This is a genomic window from Cellulosimicrobium sp. E-16 (genome assembly GCF_049913115.1).
Classification (GTDB): Bacteria; Actinomycetota; Actinomycetes; order Actinomycetales; family Cellulomonadaceae; genus Cellulosimicrobium.
In genome coordinates this window covers 2,140,633-2,159,761 of record NZ_CP183974.1, presented here as the reverse complement: position 1 = coordinate 2,159,761, position 19,129 = coordinate 2,140,633, and the positions used below count along the sequence as shown (strand labels likewise).

Below are 19,129 nucleotides of genomic sequence, written 5' to 3'. Positions count from 1 at the left end.
TCCGTTCCCGTGCGACCAGCCACCCAACTCTAGGCGGTCCGGGCGGGTGACCTGCGCCGCGGTGCGCAGGGCGACGGGACCTTCACGCCATTGACGCACACTCCAGCGTCGGACGCACGGACCGGCCGTCCGTGGAAGGTCACTTCCGCTCTGCGGACAACGGAGGGCCACGACCTCGTAGGATGGGGGTATGCGCTTCCTGCCCGGACAGTCCCCCGCGACCGACCTCACCTACGGCGACGTCTTCCTCGTCCCGTCGCGCTCGGAGGTCACCTCGCGCTTCGACGTCGACCTCTCCTCCGCGGACGGGACGGGCACCACGATCCCCGTCGTCGTCGCGAACATGACGGCCGTCGCGGGCCGTCGCATGGCGGAGACGGTCTCGCGCCGTGGCGGCGTCGCGATCATCCCGCAGGACGTGCCGACCGACGTCGTCGCCGACGTCGTCGCCGACGTGAAGTCCAAGGACCCCGTCATCGAGACGCCGGTGGTCGTCGGCCCGCACGACACCGTCCACACGGCCCTCACCCTCATCGGCAAGCGCTCGCACGGCGCCGCGGTCGTCGTGGACGACGGGCGGCCCGTCGGCGTGGTCACGGAGGCCGACTGCGCCGACGTCGACCGCTTCACCCAGGTCCACCAGGTCATGACCACGGACCCGCTGGTCCTCGACGCGTCCGTCCTCGACGGCGGCCGCGCCGGGCTGGAGGCGGCCCACGACCAGCTCCACACCGCGCGCCTCAAGGTCGCGCCCGTGACGCGCGGCGGCGCGCTCGTCGGCGTCCTCACGCGCAAGGGCGCGCTGCGCTCGTCCGTCTACCCGCCCGCGCTCGACGTCCAGGGGCGACTCCGCGTCGGCGCCGCGGTCGGGATCAATGGCGACGTCGCCGCCAAGGCCAAGGAGCTCCTGGCGGCCGGCGTCGACGTGCTCGTCGTGGACACGGCGCACGGGCACCAGGCCAAGATGCTCCAGGCGCTCGACGCCGTGCGCTCGGTCGGTCCGGACGTCCCCGTCGTCGCGGGCAACGTCGTCACGGCGGACGGCGTGCGCGACCTCGTCGCCGCGGGTGCCGACATCGTCAAGGTGGGCGTCGGCCCGGGCGCGATGTGCACGACGCGCATGATGACCGCCGTCGGGCGCCCGCAGTTCTCCGCCGTCCTCGAGTGCGCCGCCGCGGCGCGCGAGCTCGGCAAGCACGTCTGGGCCGACGGCGGCGTGCGCCACCCGCGCGACGTCGCCCTCGCGCTCGCCGCGGGTGCCTCGCAGGTGATGATCGGCTCGTGGTTCGCCGGCACGTACGAGTCCCCCGGCGACCTGCACGACGACGGCACCGGCCGGCTCTACAAGGAGAGCTTCGGCATGGCGTCCGCGCGCGCCGTGGCCGCACGGACCGCGGGCGGCTCGCCGTTCGACCGCGCGCGCAAGGCGCTCTACGAGGAGGGCATCAGCTCGGGGCGCATGTTCCTCGACCCGCAGCGCCCGGGCGTCGAGGACCTCCTCGACCAGATCACGTCGGGGCTGCGCAGCTCCGCGACCTACGCCGGGGCGTCCAGCCTCGCGGAGTTCGCCGACCGCGCCGTCGTGGGCATCCAGTCCGCCGCGGGCTACGAGGAGGGCCGCCCGCTCCCGGTGAGCTGGTGACCACGGCACCGCAGGGCCCCCGCGGTCCCGCGCGCGAGCAGGCTCGCCGCGCTCGCGCGCGACGGCGGCGCCTGGCCCGAGCCGTGGCGCCACGCCGTCGGCGCCGTGCGCGACGACGCCCGCGGCGCCGCCGTGCTCCTGCTGTTCGGCGCGCTCGACCGGATTCCCGCCGAGCACGCCGCAGCCTCGGTGCCGCGCGACCTCGACGTGCTCCTCCTCGCGCGCGCCGCGACGCTCGGCCACCACCCCGGCCAGGTCGCCTTCCCCGGAGGGCGGCTCGAGCCCGAGGACGGCGGCCCGGTCGGCGCCGCGCTGCGCGAGGCCGAGGAGGAGACGGGGCTCGAGCCTGACGGCGTCGACGTGCTCGGGACGCTCGGGGAGCTGCCCGTGCCGGTGAGCAACCATCTCGTGACCCCCGTCCTCGCGTGGTGGTCGCGCCCCACGCCCGTCCGCGCGGTCGACGCGGCCGAGTCCGCGCACGTGTTCCGGGTCCCCGTCGCGGACCTCCTCGACCCCGCACGGCGTCGCACCGTCGCGGTCCGGCGCGAACGCCGCGTGCACAAGAGCCCGGGATTCCTCGTCGAGGCGGACGGGCGCGAGCACCTCGTCTGGGGGTTCACGGGCGGGATCCTCGACGCGCTGTTCGACCGGCTCGGCTGGACGGAGCCCTGGGACCGGACCCGCACGCTCGACGCCCCGCTCTGACCCGACGGCGCGGCCGGGTCAGGTGGGCTCCCCCGCCGACGGGCCGGAGAGCCGGCGGCCGAACTCGGGGTCGCCCGTGAGGGTCGCGTAGGAACGGCGCACGACCTCCTCCAGGACGCCGAGGTCGACGGCGTCGAGGTCCTTCACGTAGACGCAGCCCTTGCCGACGGTGTGCGGGCCCAGGCGGTCCAGCAGCGCGGCGTGGGCGTCGACCCCGTCCATGAGGTACACGGTCGTCGCCGCCTTGCGCGGCGAGAAGCCCGCCGCGGCCATGTCGCCCTCGCGGCCGCTCGCGTAGCGGTAGTGGTACGTGCCGAACCCGACGATCGACGAGCCCCACATCCGCGGCGGCTCCCCCGTGACGCGGGACAGGAGCTCGACGAGACGGTGCGCGTCGCGGCGCCGGACGGGGTGCTCCACCGCCGCGAGGTACGCCTCGACGTCGGCGTCCGTGGGCTGGGTCGTGTTCTCGCTCGCCATGCCCCAGTCTCTCGCGGCACGGCTCCGGCGCGCGAGGTCGGCACTCCCGCGCAGGTCCGGCAGCCACGACCGCCGGTCTCGGCAAGACGTGCCGGGCTCGCCGCGGTCGCCCTCCGGACCGCCCGGGGACGACGGCGGGGCGCCCACCTCGAGAGGTGAGCGCCCCGCCGGGGTGCGTCTGCGCCGTCGGGCAGGCCCGCAGCGCTAGCGGTGGCTCACGCCACCAGGGAGCGCAGCACGTACTGGAGGATGCCGCCGTTGCGGTAGTAGTCCGCCTCGCCGGGGGTGTCGATGCGCACGACCGCGTCGAACTCGACGCTCGTGCCGTCGGGCTTGGTCGCGGTGACCTTCACCGTCGACGGCGTGGACCCGTCGTTCAGCGCCGTGATGCCGGCGATGTCGAAGGTCTCGGTGCCCGCGAGCCCGAGCGACGCGGCGTTCTCACCGGCCGGGAACTGCAGCGGCAGGACGCCCATGCCGATGAGGTTCGAGCGGTGGATGCGCTCGAAGCTCTCGGTGATGACGGCCTTGACACCCAGGAGCGCCGTGCCCTTGGCGGCCCAGTCGCGCGACGAGCCGGAGCCGTACTCCTTGCCGCCCAGGATGACGAGCGGCGTGCCCTGCGCGGCGTAGTCCTGCGCGGCGTCGTAGATCGTGTCCTGCGCGCCCGTGACGAAGTTGAAGGTGTAGCCACCCTCGACGTTCTCGAGGAGCTGGTTGCGCAGGCGGATGTTCGCGAACGTGCCGCGGATCATGACCTCGTGGTTCCCGCGGCGCGAGCCGTAGGAGTTGAAGTCGCGACGCGCGACGCCGTGCTCGGCGAGGTACTTGCCGGCCGGCGAGTCCACCTTGATGGCGCCCGCGGGGCTGATGTGGTCGGTCGTGACCGAGTCGCCCAGCTTGGCGAGGACGCGCGCGCCGGAGATGTCCGCCACGGGTGCCGGCTCGGCCTGCATGCCCTCGAAGTACGGGGGCTTGCGCACGTAGGTCGACTCGGTGTCCCACGCGAACGTGTCGCCCTCGGGCGTCTCGAGCGCGCGCCACCGGTCGTCGCCGGTGAAGACGTCCGCGTAGTCCTTGGTGAACATGTCGCGGTCGATCGACGCGTCGATCGTCGCCTGGACCTCGTCCGGCGTCGGCCAGATGTCGCGCAGGAAGATCGGGTGGCCCGCCTCGTCACGGCCCAGCGGGTCGTGGTCGAAGTCGAACTCCATGGTGCCCGCGAGCGCGTACGCGATGACCAGCGGCGGGGACGCGAGGTAGTTCATCTTCACGTCGGGGTTGATGCGGCCCTCGAAGTTGCGGTTGCCGGACAGGACCGACACGACGGCGAGGTCGTGCTCGTTGACCGCCTCGGAGATCTTCTCGTCGAGCGGGCCCGAGTTGCCGATGCACGTCGCGCAGCCGTAGCCGACGAGGTGGAAGCCGAGCTTCTCGAGGTACGGCCACAGGCCGGCCTTCTCGTAGTAGTTCGTCACGACCTGCGAGCCCGGGGCCATCGAGGTCTTGACCCACGGCTTGGCCGCGAGGCCCTTCTCGACCGCCTTCTTCGCAAGGAGCGCGGCGGCGAGCATGACCGACGGGTTCGAGGTGTTGGTGCAGCTCGTGATCGACGCGATCGCGACGGCGCCGTGGAACAGGTCGAACGTCGTGCCGTCCGTGTCCGTCACGCTCACGGTCTTGCGGCCGTTGGGCGTGATCGCGGGCGAGTCGGACGCCGGGAACGACTCCTTCTCCGCCTCGTCGACGAGGTCGCGGACCTCGGGCGCGTAGGTCGGCAGGTCGCGCTCGAACGCCGACTTGGCGTTCGACAGCTCGATGCGGTCCTGCGGGCGCTTGGGACCGGCGATCGACGGGACCACCGTCGAGAGGTCGAGCTCGAGGTACTCCGAGAAGACCGGCTCGACGTAGCTGTCCGACTCCGGGTCGAGCCACAGGCCCTGCTCCTTGGCGTACGCCTCGACGAGCGCGAGCTGCTCGTCGCTGCGGCCGGTGAGGCGCAGGTAGTCGATCGTCACGCCGTCGATCGGGAAGATCGCGGCCGTCGAGCCGAACTCGGGGCTCATGTTGCCGATAGTCGCGCGGTTCGCGAGCGGCACCTGGGCCACGCCCGCGCCGTAGAACTCGACGAACTTCCCGACGACGCCGTGCTGGCGCAGCATCTGGGTGATGGTGAGCACGACGTCGGTCGCGGTGACGCCCGCGGGGATCGAGCCGTTGAGCTTGAAGCCGACGACGCGCGGGATGAGCATCGACACGGGCTGGCCGAGCATGGCCGCCTCGGCCTCGATGCCGCCGACGCCCCAGCCCAGCACGCCGAGGCCGTTGACCATCGTCGTGTGCGAGTCGGTACCGACGCACGTGTCGGGGTACGCGCGCAGGGTGCCACCCACCTCACGCGTCATGATCGTGCGCGCCAGGAACTCGATGTTGACCTGGTGCACGATGCCGGTGCCCGGGGGGACGACCTTGAAGTCGTCGAACGCCGTCTGACCCCAGCGCAGGAACTGGTAGCGCTCGTGGTTGCGCTGGTACTCGAACTCGACGTTGCGCTCGAACGCGTCCGCGCGGCCCGCGACGTCGATCTGCACCGAGTGGTCGATGACCATCTCGGCCGGCGCGAGCGGGTTGATGCGCGACGGGTCCCCGCCGAGCTCGGCGACGGCCTCGCGCATGGTGGCGAGGTCGACGACGCACGGCACACCGGTGAAGTCCTGCATGATCACGCGCGCGGGCGTGAACTGGATCTCGGTGTCGGGCTGCGCTTCCGGGTCCCAGGACGCGAGCGCGCGGACGTGGTCCGCGGTGATGTTGGCGCCGTCCTCCGTGCGCAGGAGGTTCTCGGCGAGGATCTTCAGGCTGTACGGGAGGCGCTCGACACCCTCGACGGCGGACAGGCGGAAGATCTCGTACGAGTTCTCACCGACCTCCAGCGTTCCCTTCGACCCGAACGTGTCGACGCTGCTCACTCGTAGCTCCTTCGTGGCGAGACGGTGGCACGGATGCCATGGTTCAGGGGGCTTCGCCCAGCCTACGCCGGGCCGGCGCGCCGCTCAGGCCGGGTCCGGAGGACCGCCCTGGCGGTGGTCGGCGGCTCGTCCACGACCCGCTGCGACCTGCACCGCGACCAGCATACCCCATATATCTTGACGTCAAGATATATGGGGCGCTGCGCCCGCCCGAGCTCGGGCGTCCCTCACGGATCCCGGCTCAGAGGTCGCAGTCGCACAGCAGGTTGAGCTCGACGACCTGCTCGCCCTCGTCGGGCCGGGCCCACGCCTCCGCCTCGGCGCGCGACGCGAAGCTCCGCCCCGCGAGCCGCCCGTTCGGCATCAGGACGCCCACGCCCACGATGTCCCGGACGTCGTCCGAGGCATGGGCGGCCGGGTCCCCCGCCGCAGCAGCTACCGTCGTCGACCCGCTCGCGCTCGTCACGTCGCTCACCGTCCCGCTCGTCCGATGTCTTCCCCATCGTCCTCCCGGCACGCGCCGTGGCGCACCCGGGTTCGCGCAGGGCCGAGCCCGCCCGGCGGCGTCAACGCGTGAGGACGGCGACCGCCTCGACGTGGTGCGTCATCGGGAAGAGGTCGAACGCGCGCAGGGACGTGAGCCCGTAGCCGTGATCGGCGAGGTAGGAGACGTCGCGCGCGAGCGCGGCGGGGTCGCACGCGACGTACACGACCCGGGCGGGCCGGCGGGACGCGATCGCCTCGACCACGGCGCGGCCGGCGCCGACGCGCGGCGGGTCGAGCACGACGACGTCCGCGCCGGTCGGGTCGGCGGCGAGCACCTGCTCGACGGGGCCGTGGTACAGCTCCACCCGGTCGAGCCCGTGGGCGTTGCGGCGCGCGTCGCGCACCGCCCGCTCGTCGCCCTCGACGGCGACCACGGAACCCGCCGCCCCGACGGCCGCCGCCAAGGGCGAGGTGAAGAGCCCGGCGCCGGAGTAGAGGTCGAGCACGCGCGCGCCGTCGACGTCGCCCACGCCGTCGAGCACCGCGCGCGTCAGCGTGGCCGGCGCCTCGCGGTGCACCTGCCAGAACCCGCCCGCCGCGACGCGGTACTCGTGCTGCTGGTCACCCAGGACGACGCGCTCGGTCACGCTCCGGCGCGCGTTGGGGCGCGTGTCGGGCGAGCCCGACCGCCACGGCTCGCCGTCCACGAGGAGGACCGGCGCCGAGCCGACGGGCGCGACGAGCTCGATCCGCGTGCCCGGCCGCCACGTGCGCGTGAAGACCTTCTCGCGCGCCGCGAGCTCCGCGACGTCCTCGGTGGCGAGCGGCATGCCGTCCAGCGCGACGACGTCGTGGGACCGGAAGCGGTGCATGCCCGCGCGGCCCGTGCCGTCGGCGACGAGGTCCACGCGCGTCCGGTAGCCGAGCCCGCCCCGCTCGTCGTCGCCGGGCATACCTTCGACCTCTACCTGAGGGTCAAGCTCGTCGAGGTCGACCTTCCCGAGCCGACGCAGCTGCTCGGCCAGCACGTCCCGCTTCCAGCGACGCTGCGCGTCGAGCGCGACGTGCGCGAGCTCGCCGCCGCCGACGCCCCCCGGACCGGCCTCCGGCCACACCGACGGGACCCGGTCAGGCGACGCCTCGAGGATCTCGACGGCGTCGGCGCGCCAGAACTTCGCGGCTTCGCCACCCTCCGTGACGCGGGCGCGCACCCGCTCGCCGGGCAGGGTGTGGCGGACGAAGACGACCCGCCCGTCGTACCGCGCCACGCAGTGGCCGCCGTGAGCCACCGGGCCGACCTCGAGCTCGACCTCGACCTCAGGTCGAGGGTCGACGCGGGCCGACTGACGTGTCGCGCGGCCACCCTGGCGGCGGGTCGTACGGCGCCCGCCGCCGCGCGCGGCGCGACGGTCCGCGAAGGGGTCGGACGGTCGGTCGGAGGGCACGGCGGGACCACGCGAGGAGGACGGCATGCCCCCAGTATCCCGGACGCGGCCCGACCCACCCGCTGTGAGCGAGGAAACGGCCGGTTCCCGACGCGGGAGCCGGGCCCGACCCACGCCCACGACGTCGGGAGCAGTCCCGGTCAGTAGCCCGTGAAGCGCTGGCGGAAGCCCTCGCCCTCGAGGCCGGTCTGGCCCTCGGTGGACGAGAGCTGCCACGGCACCGACGCCACGACGACGCCCGGGGTGAAGAGCAGGCGACCCTTGAGCCGCAGCGCGCTCTGGTTGTGCAGGAGCTGCTCCCACCAGTGGCCCACGACGTACTCGGGGATGTAGACCACCACGAGGTCGCGCGGGGACTCGCGGCGGACCGAGCGCACGTACGACAGCACCGGGCGCGTGATCTCGCGGAAGGGCGAGTCCAGCACGCGCAGCGGGACGGGGAGGTCGAGCGCCTCCCACTGCCGCATGAGGTCCTCGACGTCCTCGGAGTCCACGCCGACGGTGACCGCCTCCAGGACGGACGGGCGCGACGCCCGCGCGTACGCGAGCGCCCGCATCGTCGGCCGGTGGATCTTGGACACGAGGACGATCGCGTGCACGCGGCTGGGCAGGGCGCGTGCCGCCACGGCCTCGTCGCCGAGCGCGAGCTCGTCCCGCACCCTGTCGTAGTGCTTGCGGATCGACTTCATGAGCACGAAGACGAGCGCCATCGCGAGGATCGCGATCCAGGCACCGTGCGTGAACTTCGTGATGAGGACGATGACGAGCACCGTGCCGGTCATCGCCAGGCCCACCGCGTTGACCACGCGCGAGCGCCGCATGCGCGACCGCTCGCGGGGCTGGTGCTCCGTGCGCAGCGCCCGCGTCCAGTGCCGCACCATGCCGAGCTGGGACAGCGTGAACGACACGAAGACGCCCACGATGTAGAGCTGGATGAGACGCGTGACCTCCGCGTCGAACGCCCAGATGAGCACGATCGCCGCGACGGCCAGCGTGACGATGCCGTTGGAGAACGCGAGCCGGTCGCCCCGCGTGTGGAGCTGGCGCGGCAGGTAGCCGTCCTTCGCGAGGATCGAGCCGAGCACCGGGAAGCCGTTGAACGCCGTGTTCGCCGCGAGCACGAGGATGAGCCCCGTCACCGCGGACACCACGTAGAAGAGCACCGGCGCCCCGCTGAACACGGTCTCGGCGAGCTGCCCGATCACCGGGTGCTGCACGTAGTCCACGGGCAGCGGCTCCCCGTTCAGCGAGAGCTGGGTGTGCGGGTCCTCGGCGTAGTGCACGCCCGTCGCGCGCGCGAGGAAGAGGATCGACATCATCATCACGGCCGAGATGCCGCCCAGCAGGGCGAGCGTCGTGGCGGCGTTGCGCGACTTGGGCTTGCGGAATGCCGGGACGCCGTTGCTGATGGCCTCGACGCCGGTGAGGGCGGCGCACCCGGAGGCGAACGCGCGGGCCACGAGGAAGGCGCCCGCGATGCCGATGAGACCCTGGTCGAACCCGCTCTGCGCCGTGAGCTCGAACTCGGCGCTCTCGGCCGCGCCCAGGTTGCCGGTGACGTACTGGAAGAACCCGACGACCGCCGTCGTGCCGATGGCGAGCATGAAGAGGTAGACCGGGATCGCGAAGAACGTCCCGGACTCCTTGACCCCGCGCAGGTTGACGAGGGTGAGCACGACGACGAGCCCGATCGCGAACGCCGCCTCGTGGTCGCGCAGCGCCGGGATAGCACTGGCCGCGTACTGCGCCCCCGAGGAGATCGAGACCGCGACCGTGAGCACGTAGTCGACCATGAGCGCCGACGCCACGCCGACGCCCGCGGACGGGCCGAGGTTGACCGTGGCGACCTCGTAGTCGCCGCCGCCCGACGGGTAGGCGCGCACGTTCTGGCGGTACGACGCGACGACCGTCAGCAGCACGACCACGACGGCGAGGCCCACCCACGGCGAGATCATCGTCGCGCTGAGGCCCGCGAGCGCGAGCGTCAGGAGGATCTCGTCCGGGGCGTACGCGACCGACGACAGCGCGTCGGACGCGAACACGGGCAGGGCCACACGCTTGGGGAGCAGCGTGTGCCCCAGGTGCTCGCTGCGGACAGGCCGCCCGAGCAGCAGCCGCTTGGCGGCATCAGCGATCTCCGACACGAGGCCTCATGCTATGCCCGACGGCGCCCGGTCGCGCTGGTGCGCGCCCACCGGCCTGGCGAGCGGTAGCGTTCGGTGCGTGCACTTCGTCATCATGGGCTGCGGCCGCGTCGGCGCGACGCTCGCCCAGTCGCTCGAGTCGAGCGGCCACTCGGTCGCCGTCGTCGACCAGAACCCCGACGCGTTCCGGCGCCTCCCGGCCGAGTTCACCGGGAAGAAGGTGACCGGCGTCGGCTTCGACCGCGACACGCTCGTGCAGGCCGGCATCGAGGAGGCGTACGCGTTCGCCGCGGTCTCCGACGGCGACAACTCGAACATCCTCTCCGCGCGCGTCGTGCGGGAGACGTTCGGCGTGGAGAAGGTCGTGGCCCGCATCTACGACCCCCAGCGCGCGGAGATCTACCAGCGCCTCGGCATCCCCACGGTCGCGACCGTGCGCTGGACCGCGGACCAGGTGCTGCGCCGCATGCTCCCGTTCGGGGCGACCGACGAGTACCGCGACCCGTCCGGCCGCGTGCGGCTCGCGCAGGTCGACTTCCACCCGGACTGGGTCGGGCGCACCGTCCGCGCCATCGAGGACGCCACGGGCGCGCGCGTGGCGTTCGTCAGCCGCTTCGGCGACGGGGTCCTCGTCACCGACCGCACCGTCCTCCAGGAGAACGACGTGCTGCACGTGCTCATGGACGACGAGCAGGCCGCCGTCGTCGAACGCAGGCTCACCCACGCACCGAAGGTCGAGGCCGAGTGATGCGCGTCGTCATCGCGGGAGCAGGTTCGGTCGGCCGCTCGATCGCTCGCGAGCTCCTCAGTCACGACCACGAGGTCATGCTCATCGACAAGCAGCCGGCAGCCATGCGGGTCGCCCAGGTGGCCGAGGCGGACTGGCTGCTCGCCGACGCGTGCGAGCTCTCGACGCTCGCCGAGGCCAAGGTCGACGAGTGCGACGTCATCGTCGCCGCGACGGGTGACGACAAGGTGAACCTCGTCGTGTCGCTGCTCGCCAAGACCGAGTTCGGGGTGCCCCGCACGGTCGCGCGCGTGAACAACCCGAAGAACGAGTGGATGTTCGACGAGTCGTGGGGCGTGGACGTCGCCGTGTCCACGCCGCGGATCATGACCGCCATGGTCGAGGAGGCCGTCGCCGTCGGCGACCTCGTCCGCATCTTCACGTTCCACCAGTCCGGCGCGGACATCCTCGAGGTCACCCTGCCGCCGACGTCGCCGCTCGTCGGCCACCGCGTCGGCGAGGTGAGCTGGCCGCCGGACACCGTGCTCGCGGCGATCGTCCGCGGCGCGCGCCCGATCGCGCCCAGCCAGGACGACACGCTCGAGGTCGGGGACGAGCTCCTGCTCGTCACGGGCGACGAGGCCGACGAGGGTGCCCTCGGCCGGCTGCTCGCGGGCGAGCCGGAGGCGGAGCCGACCGCACCGGACGCGCCCGTCGAGGCGCCCGAGGCGGGCGAGGGCGTCCTCTGACGGGCTCGTCCCCGCGCCCGCCGGGCCTACGCCGTCGGCTGTGAGGGCGCCGCGGCGTGGGGCCGACGCACCAGGATCCACGTGAGCCACAGGACGAGCGCCCACAGCGGGATGCCCATGACGAGGCGTGCGGTGCCCAGCCAGCCGACGTCGCCGTCGAGGTAGAGCGGGACCTGGACCGCGAGGCGGACGGCGAACAACCCGATCCAGAGCCACGTCGCGGCGGTGTACCGGCGCACCAGTGCACGGTCGGACCGCCAGGTACGGGCCCAGCGGGCGAACGCGCCCGGCTCGGCGGCGTCCGCGTCGACGGCGGTGCCGGCGGGCGTCGCGGCCGCTGCGGGCCGCTCGGCCGAGGCGTCCGCGGCGTCGATCGCGTCCGCCGTCGTCCCGGCCGACCCCGACGCGGCACCCGCACCGAAACCGCTGCGGAAGCCCTCGACCACGAGGCCGACGAGCGGCCAGCGGGCCAGGACCGAGACGAGGAGCGCGACGAGGTAGGCCGCGTTGGTCCACAGCCCCCAGGCAAAGTAGTCCTGCGCCTCGCCCGAGCGCCACGCCCAGATCACGCCGATGCCGACGCCCAGCAGGCCGCCGAACGCCTGGGTCACGGGGGTGCGCTGGATCAGGCGCGCGGCGACGGCGACGAGCGCGGCCGCGACCGACGTCACGAGCGCCCACTGCAGGTTGGTCGTGGCGACGTAGACGACGACGAAGACGAGACCCGGCGCGACGGACTCCACGAGCCCGCGCACGCCCCCGATCGCGTCCGCCACGGAGAAGTCCTGGCCGGCGAGCGCCCGCACCCCGCGGGCGCGGCCGTCCTCGGGCGCGGCGACGTCGTCGGCGACCGTCTCCGCGACGTCGGCGTCGTGCGCGAGGCCCTCCGGGGCATCCACGGGGCCGGGACGCCCGTCCGCGGGGCCGCCGCTCGCGTCGCTGCTGCTCGTCATCTCGTGGCGTCCTCGGTGGCTCGGGGTCGGTCGGCTACGGTCGGGCGCGTGGCCCGGGTCGGCCTCTGCACGTCCGCAGGATCGTACGGCACCGCCGCGCGTCGGCGGGCGCGAGGTCACTCCCCCGGCTTGGCGAGGAGCTCGTAGCGCGGGTTGAAGATGGTGCGACGCCCGTCGACGTCGCACACCAGACCTTCGACGAGGGCGCGGCGACCGGGCTCGATCCCCGCGATGCGCCTCCGGCCGAGCCACACGAGGTCCACGACGCCGGAGCCGTCGAACAGCTCGACCTCGACCGTCGGGACGCCCTCGCGCGGACGCAGCACCACGGACCTCAGGACGCCGGAGATCTTGGCCCGACGGCGGTTGGGCAGCTCGGACACGGCGCGGCAGCCCTTCTGCCGTGCCGCCTCGGAGCGCTCCTCGTCGGCGGCGAGCTCCTCCTGGGAGGCGAGGGCGGTGCGCCAGGCGTCCCGCAGCGTGGGGGCCATGTCAGCGGATCTCCGTGATCTCCGGCCCACGGGTCAGCGGGTCGAACGAGGGCGTCTCGGGGGCGCCGGCGGGCGCCGGTGCCGTGGCGGCCGGGCCCTTGCCCGGCAGGTGCAGGGCGAGGAGGTCGCGCGGCGGGCGCGGGCTCTGGTCCCGCACGACGACGATGTTGGCGAACACCGACTCGAGCAGCCGTGCCTCGGCCGGGTCGACCGCCGCCTTGCCGGTGAGCACGCCGCGGAGGAACCAGCGCGGACCGTCGACGCCCACGAAACGGGCGGGCCGCACGCCGGGACGCCCGTCCGGCGTCTGCGCGGGGATGCGGGCGAGCAGCTCGCGGCCGAACGGGCCGGGGAGGTCGTCGACCGTGCCGCCCTGCTTGGTCACCGACGCGGCGATCTCCCCGCGGATCTCGTCCCAGATGCCGTCCGTGCGAGGCGCGGCGAACGCCTGCACCTGGAGCCCGGAGCCCGCGACGGCGCACGCGACGCCGGTGATGCGCTGGGTCTTCTTGTCGACCTCCATGCGCAGCTCCATGCCGGGGACGCCGGGCAGCCACACGGCACCCAGGTCGAGGCGGGGCCCGCGCTCGGGCACCTGGGAGGAGTCGTACGGGCCGCGGGCGGGCTTCTCCTCGCTCGCCGCCTCGACGGGCGCGCCGTCGTCGACCGGCGCGGACGTCGTGCCCGACGGCTCGGGCGACTCGGTCGGCTCGGACGACCTGGAGCGACGGAACAGACCCACGGAGGAACTCCTTCACCTGCCCGGCCCTCGGCCGGGACTCCTCACGGGGCGCTCGCCCCGCACTGCTTCCACACTAGCCCGCGCAGCGACGGTCGTGGTGCGACGTTCGCTGCGCGACGACGGGCACGCGGCTCTCGCACCGACCGCCCGTCCGCGACCGGTCAGGTCGCCGCGGACCACCCGCCGCTCGACCCGAAGCCGCCCTCGCCGCGGTGCGACCCGGGCAGACGCTCGGCCTGCACGAAGCGCGCACGCTCGACCTTCTGCACGACGAGCTGCGCGACCCGGTCGCCACGCCGCAGGACGACGGCCTCGCGGGCGTCGGTGTTGAGCAGCGTCACCTTGATCTCGCCGCGGTAGCCGGCGTCGACGGTGCCCGGCGCGTTGACGACCGTGAGGCCGTGCTTCGCGGCGAGACCGGAGCGCGGGTGCACGAACGCCGCGTAGCCGTCGGGCAGCGCGATCGAGACCCCGGTCGGGACCACGACGCGCTCCCCCGGCGCCAGCTCGACGTCGACCGTCGTCACGAGGTCGGCACCGGCGTCGCCCGGGTGGGCGTAGGACGGCAGGGGCACGTCGTCGAGGAGCGTGATGAGGACGTCGACGTCCCCGGTCTCGGGCTGGTGGTGGTTCGGCACCCGGCAGAGCCTAGTGGTCGCGGGCGGGCCCGGCGAGCACGTCGGGCGACGCCCCGACTGCTGGGATGATGGACCCATGACGGACCCCGCCGACCGCAGCACGTCCTCCTCGACCCCGGGATCCGCCTCGGCGCCCGGTGCCGGAGGCGCGACGCCGTACCGCGAGCGCCTAGTCCCGGGTGTCGGCGGCTGGGCCGCGGCCCTCGGGTTCGCCCTGGTCCTCGGGATCGCGCTGTGGCCCGCGAGCCACGCCATCGCGCTCGGCGTGGGCGGGCTCGCCGCGGTGGCGGGCGTCGCCGGTCTCTGGTGGACCTCGCCGGTCGTCGCGGTGGCGGACGGCGAGCTCCGTGCCGGTCGCGCGCACGTCCCCGCATCGCTGCTCGGCCAGGTCACGACCCTCGACGCGGAGGCGATGCGCGTCCAGCTCGGCCCGCGCCTCGACGCCCGCGCCTACGTGTGCCTGCGCGCGTGGGCCCGTACCGGCGTGCACGTCGTGCTCGACGACCCGCAGGACCCGACGCCGTACTGGCTCGTCTCCACGCGGCACCCGCAGCGCCTCGCCGACGCGATCCGGGCCGCGCACGCGTCCTGACGGGCGCGACCTGAGGGGACGGCCCGCCGGGTGCGGCTCGACGAGCCCACCCCGCGAGCACCGCGAACGACGAAGGCCGCCGCCCCGGGGCAGGGGCGGCGGCCTTCGTGCGTCGTGCAGGTCAGGCGGCGCACTCCGAGCAGATCTGCTGCCCGTTCTTCTCGTACGCGAGCTGGCTGCGGTGGTGCACGAGGAAGCAGCTCGAGCACGTGAACTCGTCGGCCTGACGAGGCAGGACCCGGACGGAGAGCTCCTCGCCGGACAGGTCGGCACCGGGCAGCTCGAAACCTTCCGCCGCCTCGGTCTCGTCCTCGTCAACGACGCCCGAGCTCTTGTCGGAGCGACGAGCCTGGAGCTCCTGGAGCGAGTCCTCGCTGAGCTCCTCTTCACTCTTGCGGGGGGCGTCGTAGTCTGTTGCCATCTGTGGGGTCACTCTCCGGAGTATTCGTCGATCGCGACAGTGCCCGTCCGGAACCACCGGCGATGGCCGGTCGTGCCGGGCGGCACGGGTGCGGGGCGCGGGGGCACCCCGTGACGTGTCGTGCCCCGAGGTCGTCGAGGCGTTGCACGCTGATCAATGCACGGCGCACCGGAATTGTTCCCGGCGGGCCACCGGATTCTGCACCATTTCCGGGAGGGATGCACCCTGTGACCCCCTGCCCGCCCGGTGTCGTTCGTCACGGGCGAACGCGGGGTCGTCCGGACCGGCCGGGCGGGAACGCTCCCAGCCCGCCCGGACGCGCTCAGGAGTCCGAGTCGGCGTCCACGTCCTCGAGGATCCCGACGAGCCGGGCGACCGCCTCGGGCGGCCCCGCGACGGTCATCTCGCGGTCCGCGGCGCGGCCCCGCAGGCCCGTGACGCGGGCTCCCGCCTCGTGCGCCACGAGGGCGCCCGCAGCCATGTCCCAGGGGTTGAGGCCGCGCTCGTAGTAGAGGTCGAGCTCGCCCGAGGCGACGAGGCACAGGTCGATCGCCGCCGAGCCGAGGCGACGGATGTCCCGGACCTGGGGCAGCACGTCGACCAGGACGCGCGCCTGCGCGCGGCGGCGCTCCGCGTCGTACCCGAACCCCGTGCCCACGAGGCACTGCCCCAGGTCCGTCTCGGCGTTCACGCGGACCGGTCGGCCGTCCACCGTCGCCCCGGCCCCGAGGCCCGCGGTCCACGTGCGCCCGTCGACGACGGAGTGCACCGCGCCGGCGAGGACGGTCCACTCGAGGGGGTCCGGCGGGCCCACCACGGCGGCGACGGACACCGCGTACGACGCGATCCCGTAGAGGTAGTTGACCGTGCCGTCGACGGGGTCGATGACCCACGTGATGCCGGACGTGCCGGACGAGGCGCCCTCCTCCTCGCCGAGGATCGCGTCGTCCGGTCGCGCCGCCGCGATGCCGCGTCGCAGGAGCGCCTCGGAGTCGGCGTCCATGCGCGTCACGACGTCCGTGGCCGTCGACTTGGTGGCGGCCACCTCGACGCGGTCGGGGCGACCGGAGCGGACGAGGTCGCCCGCCTCGCGGGCGAGACGCTCCGCGAGGTCGCGCAGGTCGGCCACGGTCACGTCGTCGGGCTGTCGGGGGTCGTCGATGAAGAGGCGCACGGCTCACATCCTGCCCGACCCGCGGCGTGCGGTGCGACCCTCCCACGGACCGGGTGCGGACCAGCCGAGGCGCAGGGAGAGGAGGCGGAAGCCGAACACGAGCGCGAGGACCGCCGCCTGCGACAGCAGGCCGAGCGCGCCGGCCTCCGCGAGCCCGGCCGTCAGCGCGGCGCCCGCGAGCGCCGGGATCGCGTAGAGCTGCTTGTCCTGGAACAGCAGCGGCGCCTCGTTGGTCAGCAGGTCGCGCAGGATGCCGCCGCCGACGCCCGTGATGACGCCCGCGAAGATCGCCGCGAGCGGGCCCACGCCGTAGTCGAGGCCCTTCATCGTGCCGGAGAGGACGAAGAGCGCGAGCGCGCCCGCGTCGAGGACGATGATGCTCCGCCGGAGCCGCTCGAGGCGCGGGTGCCAGAAGAAGGTCACGACGCCCGCGAGCACCGCGACGGCGACGAGGCGCCAGTCGGAGATCCCGACCGGGGGGATCGCGCCGATGAGGACGTCGCGCAGCAGACCGCCGCCGAGGCCCGCGACCCAGGCGAGCACCAGGACGCCCACGAGGTCGAACCGCTTGCGCACGGCGGCGAGCCCGCCCGAGAGCGCCGCGAAGAACACGCCGCCGAGCTCGAGGGCGTCGCCGGGCACGAGGTCGAGGATCACACCCGGCATCATCCCAGCCGCCCGCCCCCGGGGCGCGGACGAGCGCGCGCCGAGTCCGCGGCACACCGCGCGTGCTGCGCGGCTCGCGGGTGGGACGATGGCACCCTCGAGGGAGCGGTGACGCGGGCGTCGCGGTCCGCCGAGCCCGGGAGACCGGCTCGCGGCCCGGCACCGGGCGGCTGGGCGAGCGACCGGGCAGCCATCTGGAGCGGCACCGCGAGCGCCACCGGGCGCGGCGACACGGGAGGGTCCATGGACGAGCTGGAGCTGGTGAGACTGCACGAGGACGGGGAGCACCTCGTCCTGCGCGCGACGGGCGGCACGCAGTTCACGCTGCCGATCACCGAGTCGCTGCGGGCGGCCGTGCGACGCGACCGCCCGCACCTGGAGCACCTGCGCGCGGAGGGCGAGCGCAACCTCGCGCCGCGCGAGATCCAGGCCCGGCTGCGCGCCGGGGAGTCCGTGGAGACGGTCGCCGAGGCCGCGGGCCTCGGCGTCGAGAACGTGCGCCGCTTCGCGGGCCCGGTGGTCGCGGAGCAGGAGTACGTCGTCGACCGGGTCCGCGCCTCCCGCCAGGGGCACGACGAGGACTCGCCGACCGTCGGGGAGCTCGTCGCGCAGCGGCTCGCCGCGCGCAACGTCGAGCCCGACACTGTGGAGTGGAGCGCCGCGCGCCAGCCCGGGGCGTCGTGGGTCGTGACGGCGGCCTTCGAGGTCGGGACGGGCAGCCGGACCGCCCGCTGGGAGTACGACGCGGCGACGCGCGCGCTCCAGGCGCTCGACGACGAGGCCCGCTGGCTCTCGGGGACGGACGCCCCGCGCGACCCGACGCCCGGGGCCGTCGCAGTGTTCGACGTCGACGCGACGGGGCGCGGTCGGGGGCTCCGTGCCGCTCCGCCGGCGGGTCCGCCCGCCGACGACGGGACGGCCGAGCTCCTCGACGACCTGAGCCAGCGCCGGGGCGTGCGCCCGCGCAAGGCCCCGGCGGGGCCGGTCGAGGTCGACGGGCAGGAGCCGTTCGAGGGGTTCGGCCCGCAGGTCGGTGCCGGTCCGGACCGGGACGGGTCGCAGGACGGCTCTCGGGACGACGCGGCCACGTCTGCCGGGGCGACCGTCGTCCACCTCCCGACGATCCGTCCGCTCGACGCGGTGCGCCTGCCGGAGCCGGCGTCCGAGGGCGGCCGGGACGGAGCGGGCCCGGAGCCGGAGGAGGGCGCGGGCGACCGTCCCTCGCCCGACGATCGCTCGGTCGGCGTCCCCGCCCACGGAGACGGGGACGCCCCGCCACCTGCGGCGCGCCCCCAGGCGACGCGCGAGGCGCGCAAGGGAAAGAACCGCTCGCGGGCGAAGGTCCCGAGCTGGGACGAGATCGTGTTCGGGGCACGCCCGGAGTAGGCGACCCCGCGCCGACCGGGAACGCCGGCCACAGGCGCCGGCTCAGCGCGGCAGGTCGAGCGGCAGGCCGTCGGACGCCGCCTGGCGGCGCGCGAGGGCCGTCGTCATGCGGCGCATGTGGTGGCGGCGGCACAGCACCTCGTAGCCGACCTCGCCCGAGCCCGCCCCGACGTCCCCGACGACGACCTGGTCGCCCTCGACGACCATGCTCCCGTCGACCGTGCGCGCGTTGTGCGTCGCGCGCCGGCCGCACCAGCACAGCGACTCGACCTGGAGCACCTCGACCCGGTCGGCGAGCTCGATGAGGCGGGCCGAGCCAGGGAAGAGCCGGGTGCGGAAGTCGGCGGTGATACCGAACGCGAAGACGTCCATCTCCGTCTCGTCGACGAGCCGCGCGAGCTGTTCCACCTGCGCCGGGGAGTAGAACTGCGCCTCGTCGCAGACGAGGTAGTCGACCGGGTCCGGCTCGGCCGTGACGAGCGTCCAGAAGTCGGTGTCGTCCCGGACCTCGCGCGCCACGACCTCCAGCCCGAGCCGGGACGAGAGCTTGTCGGTCCCCGCCCGGTCGTTGCGGGAGAAGATCAGCCCGCGTCGGCCGCGCGCGGCGTGGTTGTGGTCGAGCTGGAGGGCGAGGGTGGACTTGCCGCAGTCCATGGTCCCGGAGAAGAAGACGAGCTCGGCCATCGGGCGTTCCTTCGCGAGGTCGGTCGGTGCGCGGT

The 19,129-nt window shown here is 74.1% G+C and carries 19 protein-coding genes; 6 read left to right on the top strand and 13 right to left on the bottom strand.

Annotation, left to right across the window (positions count from 1 at the left end; translation table 11 throughout):
* Window positions 1–190 precede the first annotated feature (190 nt).
* Window positions 191–1,642, top strand: a complete 1,452-nt coding sequence (locus tag ACN9MS_RS09510; RefSeq protein WP_426311671.1) for a GuaB1 family IMP dehydrogenase-related protein — start codon at window positions 191–193, stop codon at window positions 1,640–1,642.
* Window positions 1,643–1,747: 105 nt separating this feature from the next.
* The gene (locus ACN9MS_RS09505; RefSeq protein WP_426311670.1) at window positions 1,748–2,347 is read left to right on the top strand and encodes an NUDIX hydrolase; all 600 of its coding nucleotides are present in this window, start codon (window positions 1,748–1,750) and stop codon (window positions 2,345–2,347) included.
* 18 nt (window positions 2,348–2,365) lie between these two features.
* On the opposite strand, the gene ACN9MS_RS09500 is transcribed toward ACN9MS_RS09505, so the two are convergent.
* The 5 genes from ACN9MS_RS09500 to ACN9MS_RS09480 form a co-directional block, all read right to left on the bottom strand.
* On the bottom strand, window positions 2,366–2,827 hold the full coding sequence (locus tag ACN9MS_RS09500) for a DUF1801 domain-containing protein (protein ID WP_426311669.1): 462 nt from the start codon (window positions 2,825–2,827) through the stop codon (window positions 2,366–2,368).
* 215 nt (window positions 2,828–3,042) lie between these two features.
* A complete protein-coding gene (acnA, locus tag ACN9MS_RS09495; protein WP_426311668.1) occupies window positions 3,043–5,796 on the bottom strand; it encodes an aconitate hydratase AcnA in 2,754 nt (917 codons plus the stop codon).
* 241 nt (window positions 5,797–6,037) lie between these two features.
* Window positions 6,038–6,271, bottom strand: a complete 234-nt coding sequence (locus ACN9MS_RS09490) for a hypothetical protein (protein ID WP_426311667.1) — start codon at window positions 6,269–6,271, stop codon at window positions 6,038–6,040.
* Window positions 6,272–6,362: 91 nt separating this feature from the next.
* On the bottom strand, window positions 6,363–7,754 hold the full coding sequence (locus ACN9MS_RS09485; RefSeq protein WP_426311666.1) for a class I SAM-dependent RNA methyltransferase: 1,392 nt from the start codon (window positions 7,752–7,754) through the stop codon (window positions 6,363–6,365).
* A gap of 113 nt (window positions 7,755–7,867) precedes the next feature.
* Window positions 7,868–9,871 carry an APC family permease gene (locus ACN9MS_RS09480; protein WP_426311665.1) on the bottom strand — a complete coding sequence of 668 codons (2,004 nt, stop codon included), beginning with the start codon at window positions 9,869–9,871 and terminating at the stop codon, window positions 7,868–7,870.
* A gap of 94 nt (window positions 9,872–9,965) precedes the next feature.
* Between ACN9MS_RS09480 and ACN9MS_RS09475 the strand changes: the two genes are divergently transcribed.
* On the top strand, window positions 9,966–10,619 hold the full coding sequence (locus ACN9MS_RS09475) for a potassium channel family protein (RefSeq protein ID WP_378232795.1): 654 nt from the start codon (window positions 9,966–9,968) through the stop codon (window positions 10,617–10,619).
* Window positions 10,619–11,347 carry a potassium channel family protein gene (locus ACN9MS_RS09470; protein WP_426311664.1) on the top strand — a complete coding sequence of 243 codons (729 nt, stop codon included), beginning with the start codon at window positions 10,619–10,621 and terminating at the stop codon, window positions 11,345–11,347. Before ACN9MS_RS09475 ends, ACN9MS_RS09470 begins: the two co-directional genes overlap by 1 nt.
* A gap of 26 nt (window positions 11,348–11,373) precedes the next feature.
* Here the strand turns inward: ACN9MS_RS09470 and ACN9MS_RS09465 are convergent, their stop codons facing one another.
* The 4 genes from ACN9MS_RS09465 to dut all read right to left on the bottom strand — a co-directional run bounded on the left by ACN9MS_RS09465 (window position 11,374) and on the right by dut (window position 14,171).
* Window positions 11,374–12,300 (bottom strand): DUF3159 domain-containing protein, encoded by a 927-nt coding sequence (locus ACN9MS_RS09465; protein WP_426311663.1) that lies wholly within the window; start codon window positions 12,298–12,300, stop codon window positions 11,374–11,376.
* Window positions 12,301–12,416: 116 nt separating this feature from the next.
* On the bottom strand, window positions 12,417–12,791 hold the full coding sequence (locus ACN9MS_RS09460) for an OB-fold nucleic acid binding domain-containing protein (RefSeq protein ID WP_087471902.1): 375 nt from the start codon (window positions 12,789–12,791) through the stop codon (window positions 12,417–12,419).
* Window position 12,792: 1 nt separating this feature from the next.
* Complete coding sequence (locus ACN9MS_RS09455) at window positions 12,793–13,533, bottom strand: DUF3710 domain-containing protein (protein WP_426311662.1); 741 nt, start codon at window positions 13,531–13,533, stop codon at window positions 12,793–12,795.
* 161 nt (window positions 13,534–13,694) lie between these two features.
* Complete coding sequence (gene dut, locus ACN9MS_RS09450) at window positions 13,695–14,171, bottom strand: dUTP diphosphatase (protein WP_426311661.1); 477 nt, start codon at window positions 14,169–14,171, stop codon at window positions 13,695–13,697.
* Between the two features lie 76 nt (window positions 14,172–14,247).
* Between dut and ACN9MS_RS09445 the strand changes: the two genes are divergently transcribed.
* Entirely contained in the window at window positions 14,248–14,763 is a 516-nt protein-coding gene (locus ACN9MS_RS09445; protein WP_426311660.1) for a DUF3093 domain-containing protein, read from the top strand.
* 121 nt (window positions 14,764–14,884) lie between these two features.
* Here the strand turns inward: ACN9MS_RS09445 and ACN9MS_RS09440 are convergent, their stop codons facing one another.
* The 3 genes from ACN9MS_RS09440 to ACN9MS_RS09430 all read right to left on the bottom strand — a co-directional run bounded on the left by ACN9MS_RS09440 (window position 14,885) and on the right by ACN9MS_RS09430 (window position 17,015).
* Window positions 14,885–15,184, bottom strand: a complete 300-nt coding sequence (locus ACN9MS_RS09440; protein WP_047234722.1) for a DUF4193 domain-containing protein — start codon at window positions 15,182–15,184, stop codon at window positions 14,885–14,887.
* A gap of 322 nt (window positions 15,185–15,506) precedes the next feature.
* Entirely contained in the window at window positions 15,507–16,358 is an 852-nt protein-coding gene (locus tag ACN9MS_RS09435; protein ID WP_426311659.1) for an inositol monophosphatase family protein, read from the bottom strand.
* 3 nt (window positions 16,359–16,361) lie between these two features.
* Window positions 16,362–17,015 carry a trimeric intracellular cation channel family protein gene (locus tag ACN9MS_RS09430; protein ID WP_255318895.1) on the bottom strand — a complete coding sequence of 218 codons (654 nt, stop codon included), beginning with the start codon at window positions 17,013–17,015 and terminating at the stop codon, window positions 16,362–16,364.
* Between the two features lie 252 nt (window positions 17,016–17,267).
* Between ACN9MS_RS09430 and sepH the strand changes: the two genes are divergently transcribed.
* Window positions 17,268–18,410 carry a septation protein SepH gene (gene sepH, locus ACN9MS_RS09425; RefSeq protein ID WP_426311658.1) on the top strand — a complete coding sequence of 381 codons (1,143 nt, stop codon included), beginning with the start codon at window positions 17,268–17,270 and terminating at the stop codon, window positions 18,408–18,410.
* Between the two features lie 42 nt (window positions 18,411–18,452).
* On the opposite strand, the gene ACN9MS_RS09420 is transcribed toward sepH, so the two are convergent.
* The gene (locus ACN9MS_RS09420) at window positions 18,453–19,094 is read right to left on the bottom strand and encodes a thymidine kinase (protein ID WP_426311657.1); all 642 of its coding nucleotides are present in this window, start codon (window positions 19,092–19,094) and stop codon (window positions 18,453–18,455) included.
* Window positions 19,095–19,129 lie beyond the last annotated feature (35 nt).

Coding starts and splice junctions, on each gene's coding strand:
- ACN9MS_RS09500 (WP_426311669.1), bottom strand. CDS start 2,827: ATGGCGAGCGAGAACACGACCCAGCCCACGGACGCCGACGTCGAGGCG.
- sepH (WP_426311658.1), top strand. CDS start 17,268: ATGGACGAGCTGGAGCTGGTGAGACTGCACGAGGACGGGGAGCACCTC.
- ACN9MS_RS09440 (WP_047234722.1), bottom strand. CDS start 15,184: ATGGCAACAGACTACGACGCCCCCCGCAAGAGTGAAGAGGAGCTCAGC.
- ACN9MS_RS09475 (WP_378232795.1), top strand. CDS start 9,966: ATGGGCTGCGGCCGCGTCGGCGCGACGCTCGCCCAGTCGCTCGAGTCG.
- ACN9MS_RS09470 (WP_426311664.1), top strand. CDS start 10,619: ATGCGCGTCGTCATCGCGGGAGCAGGTTCGGTCGGCCGCTCGATCGCT.
- ACN9MS_RS09510 (WP_426311671.1), top strand. CDS start 191: ATGCGCTTCCTGCCCGGACAGTCCCCCGCGACCGACCTCACCTACGGC.
- ACN9MS_RS09420 (WP_426311657.1), bottom strand. CDS start 19,094: ATGGCCGAGCTCGTCTTCTTCTCCGGGACCATGGACTGCGGCAAGTCC.
- ACN9MS_RS09460 (WP_087471902.1), bottom strand. CDS start 12,791: ATGGCCCCCACGCTGCGGGACGCCTGGCGCACCGCCCTCGCCTCCCAG.
- ACN9MS_RS09445 (WP_426311660.1), top strand. CDS start 14,248: ATGACGGACCCCGCCGACCGCAGCACGTCCTCCTCGACCCCGGGATCC.
- ACN9MS_RS09485 (WP_426311666.1), bottom strand. CDS start 7,754: ATGCCGTCCTCCTCGCGTGGTCCCGCCGTGCCCTCCGACCGACCGTCC.
- ACN9MS_RS09465 (WP_426311663.1), bottom strand. CDS start 12,300: ATGACGAGCAGCAGCGACGCGAGCGGCGGCCCCGCGGACGGGCGTCCC.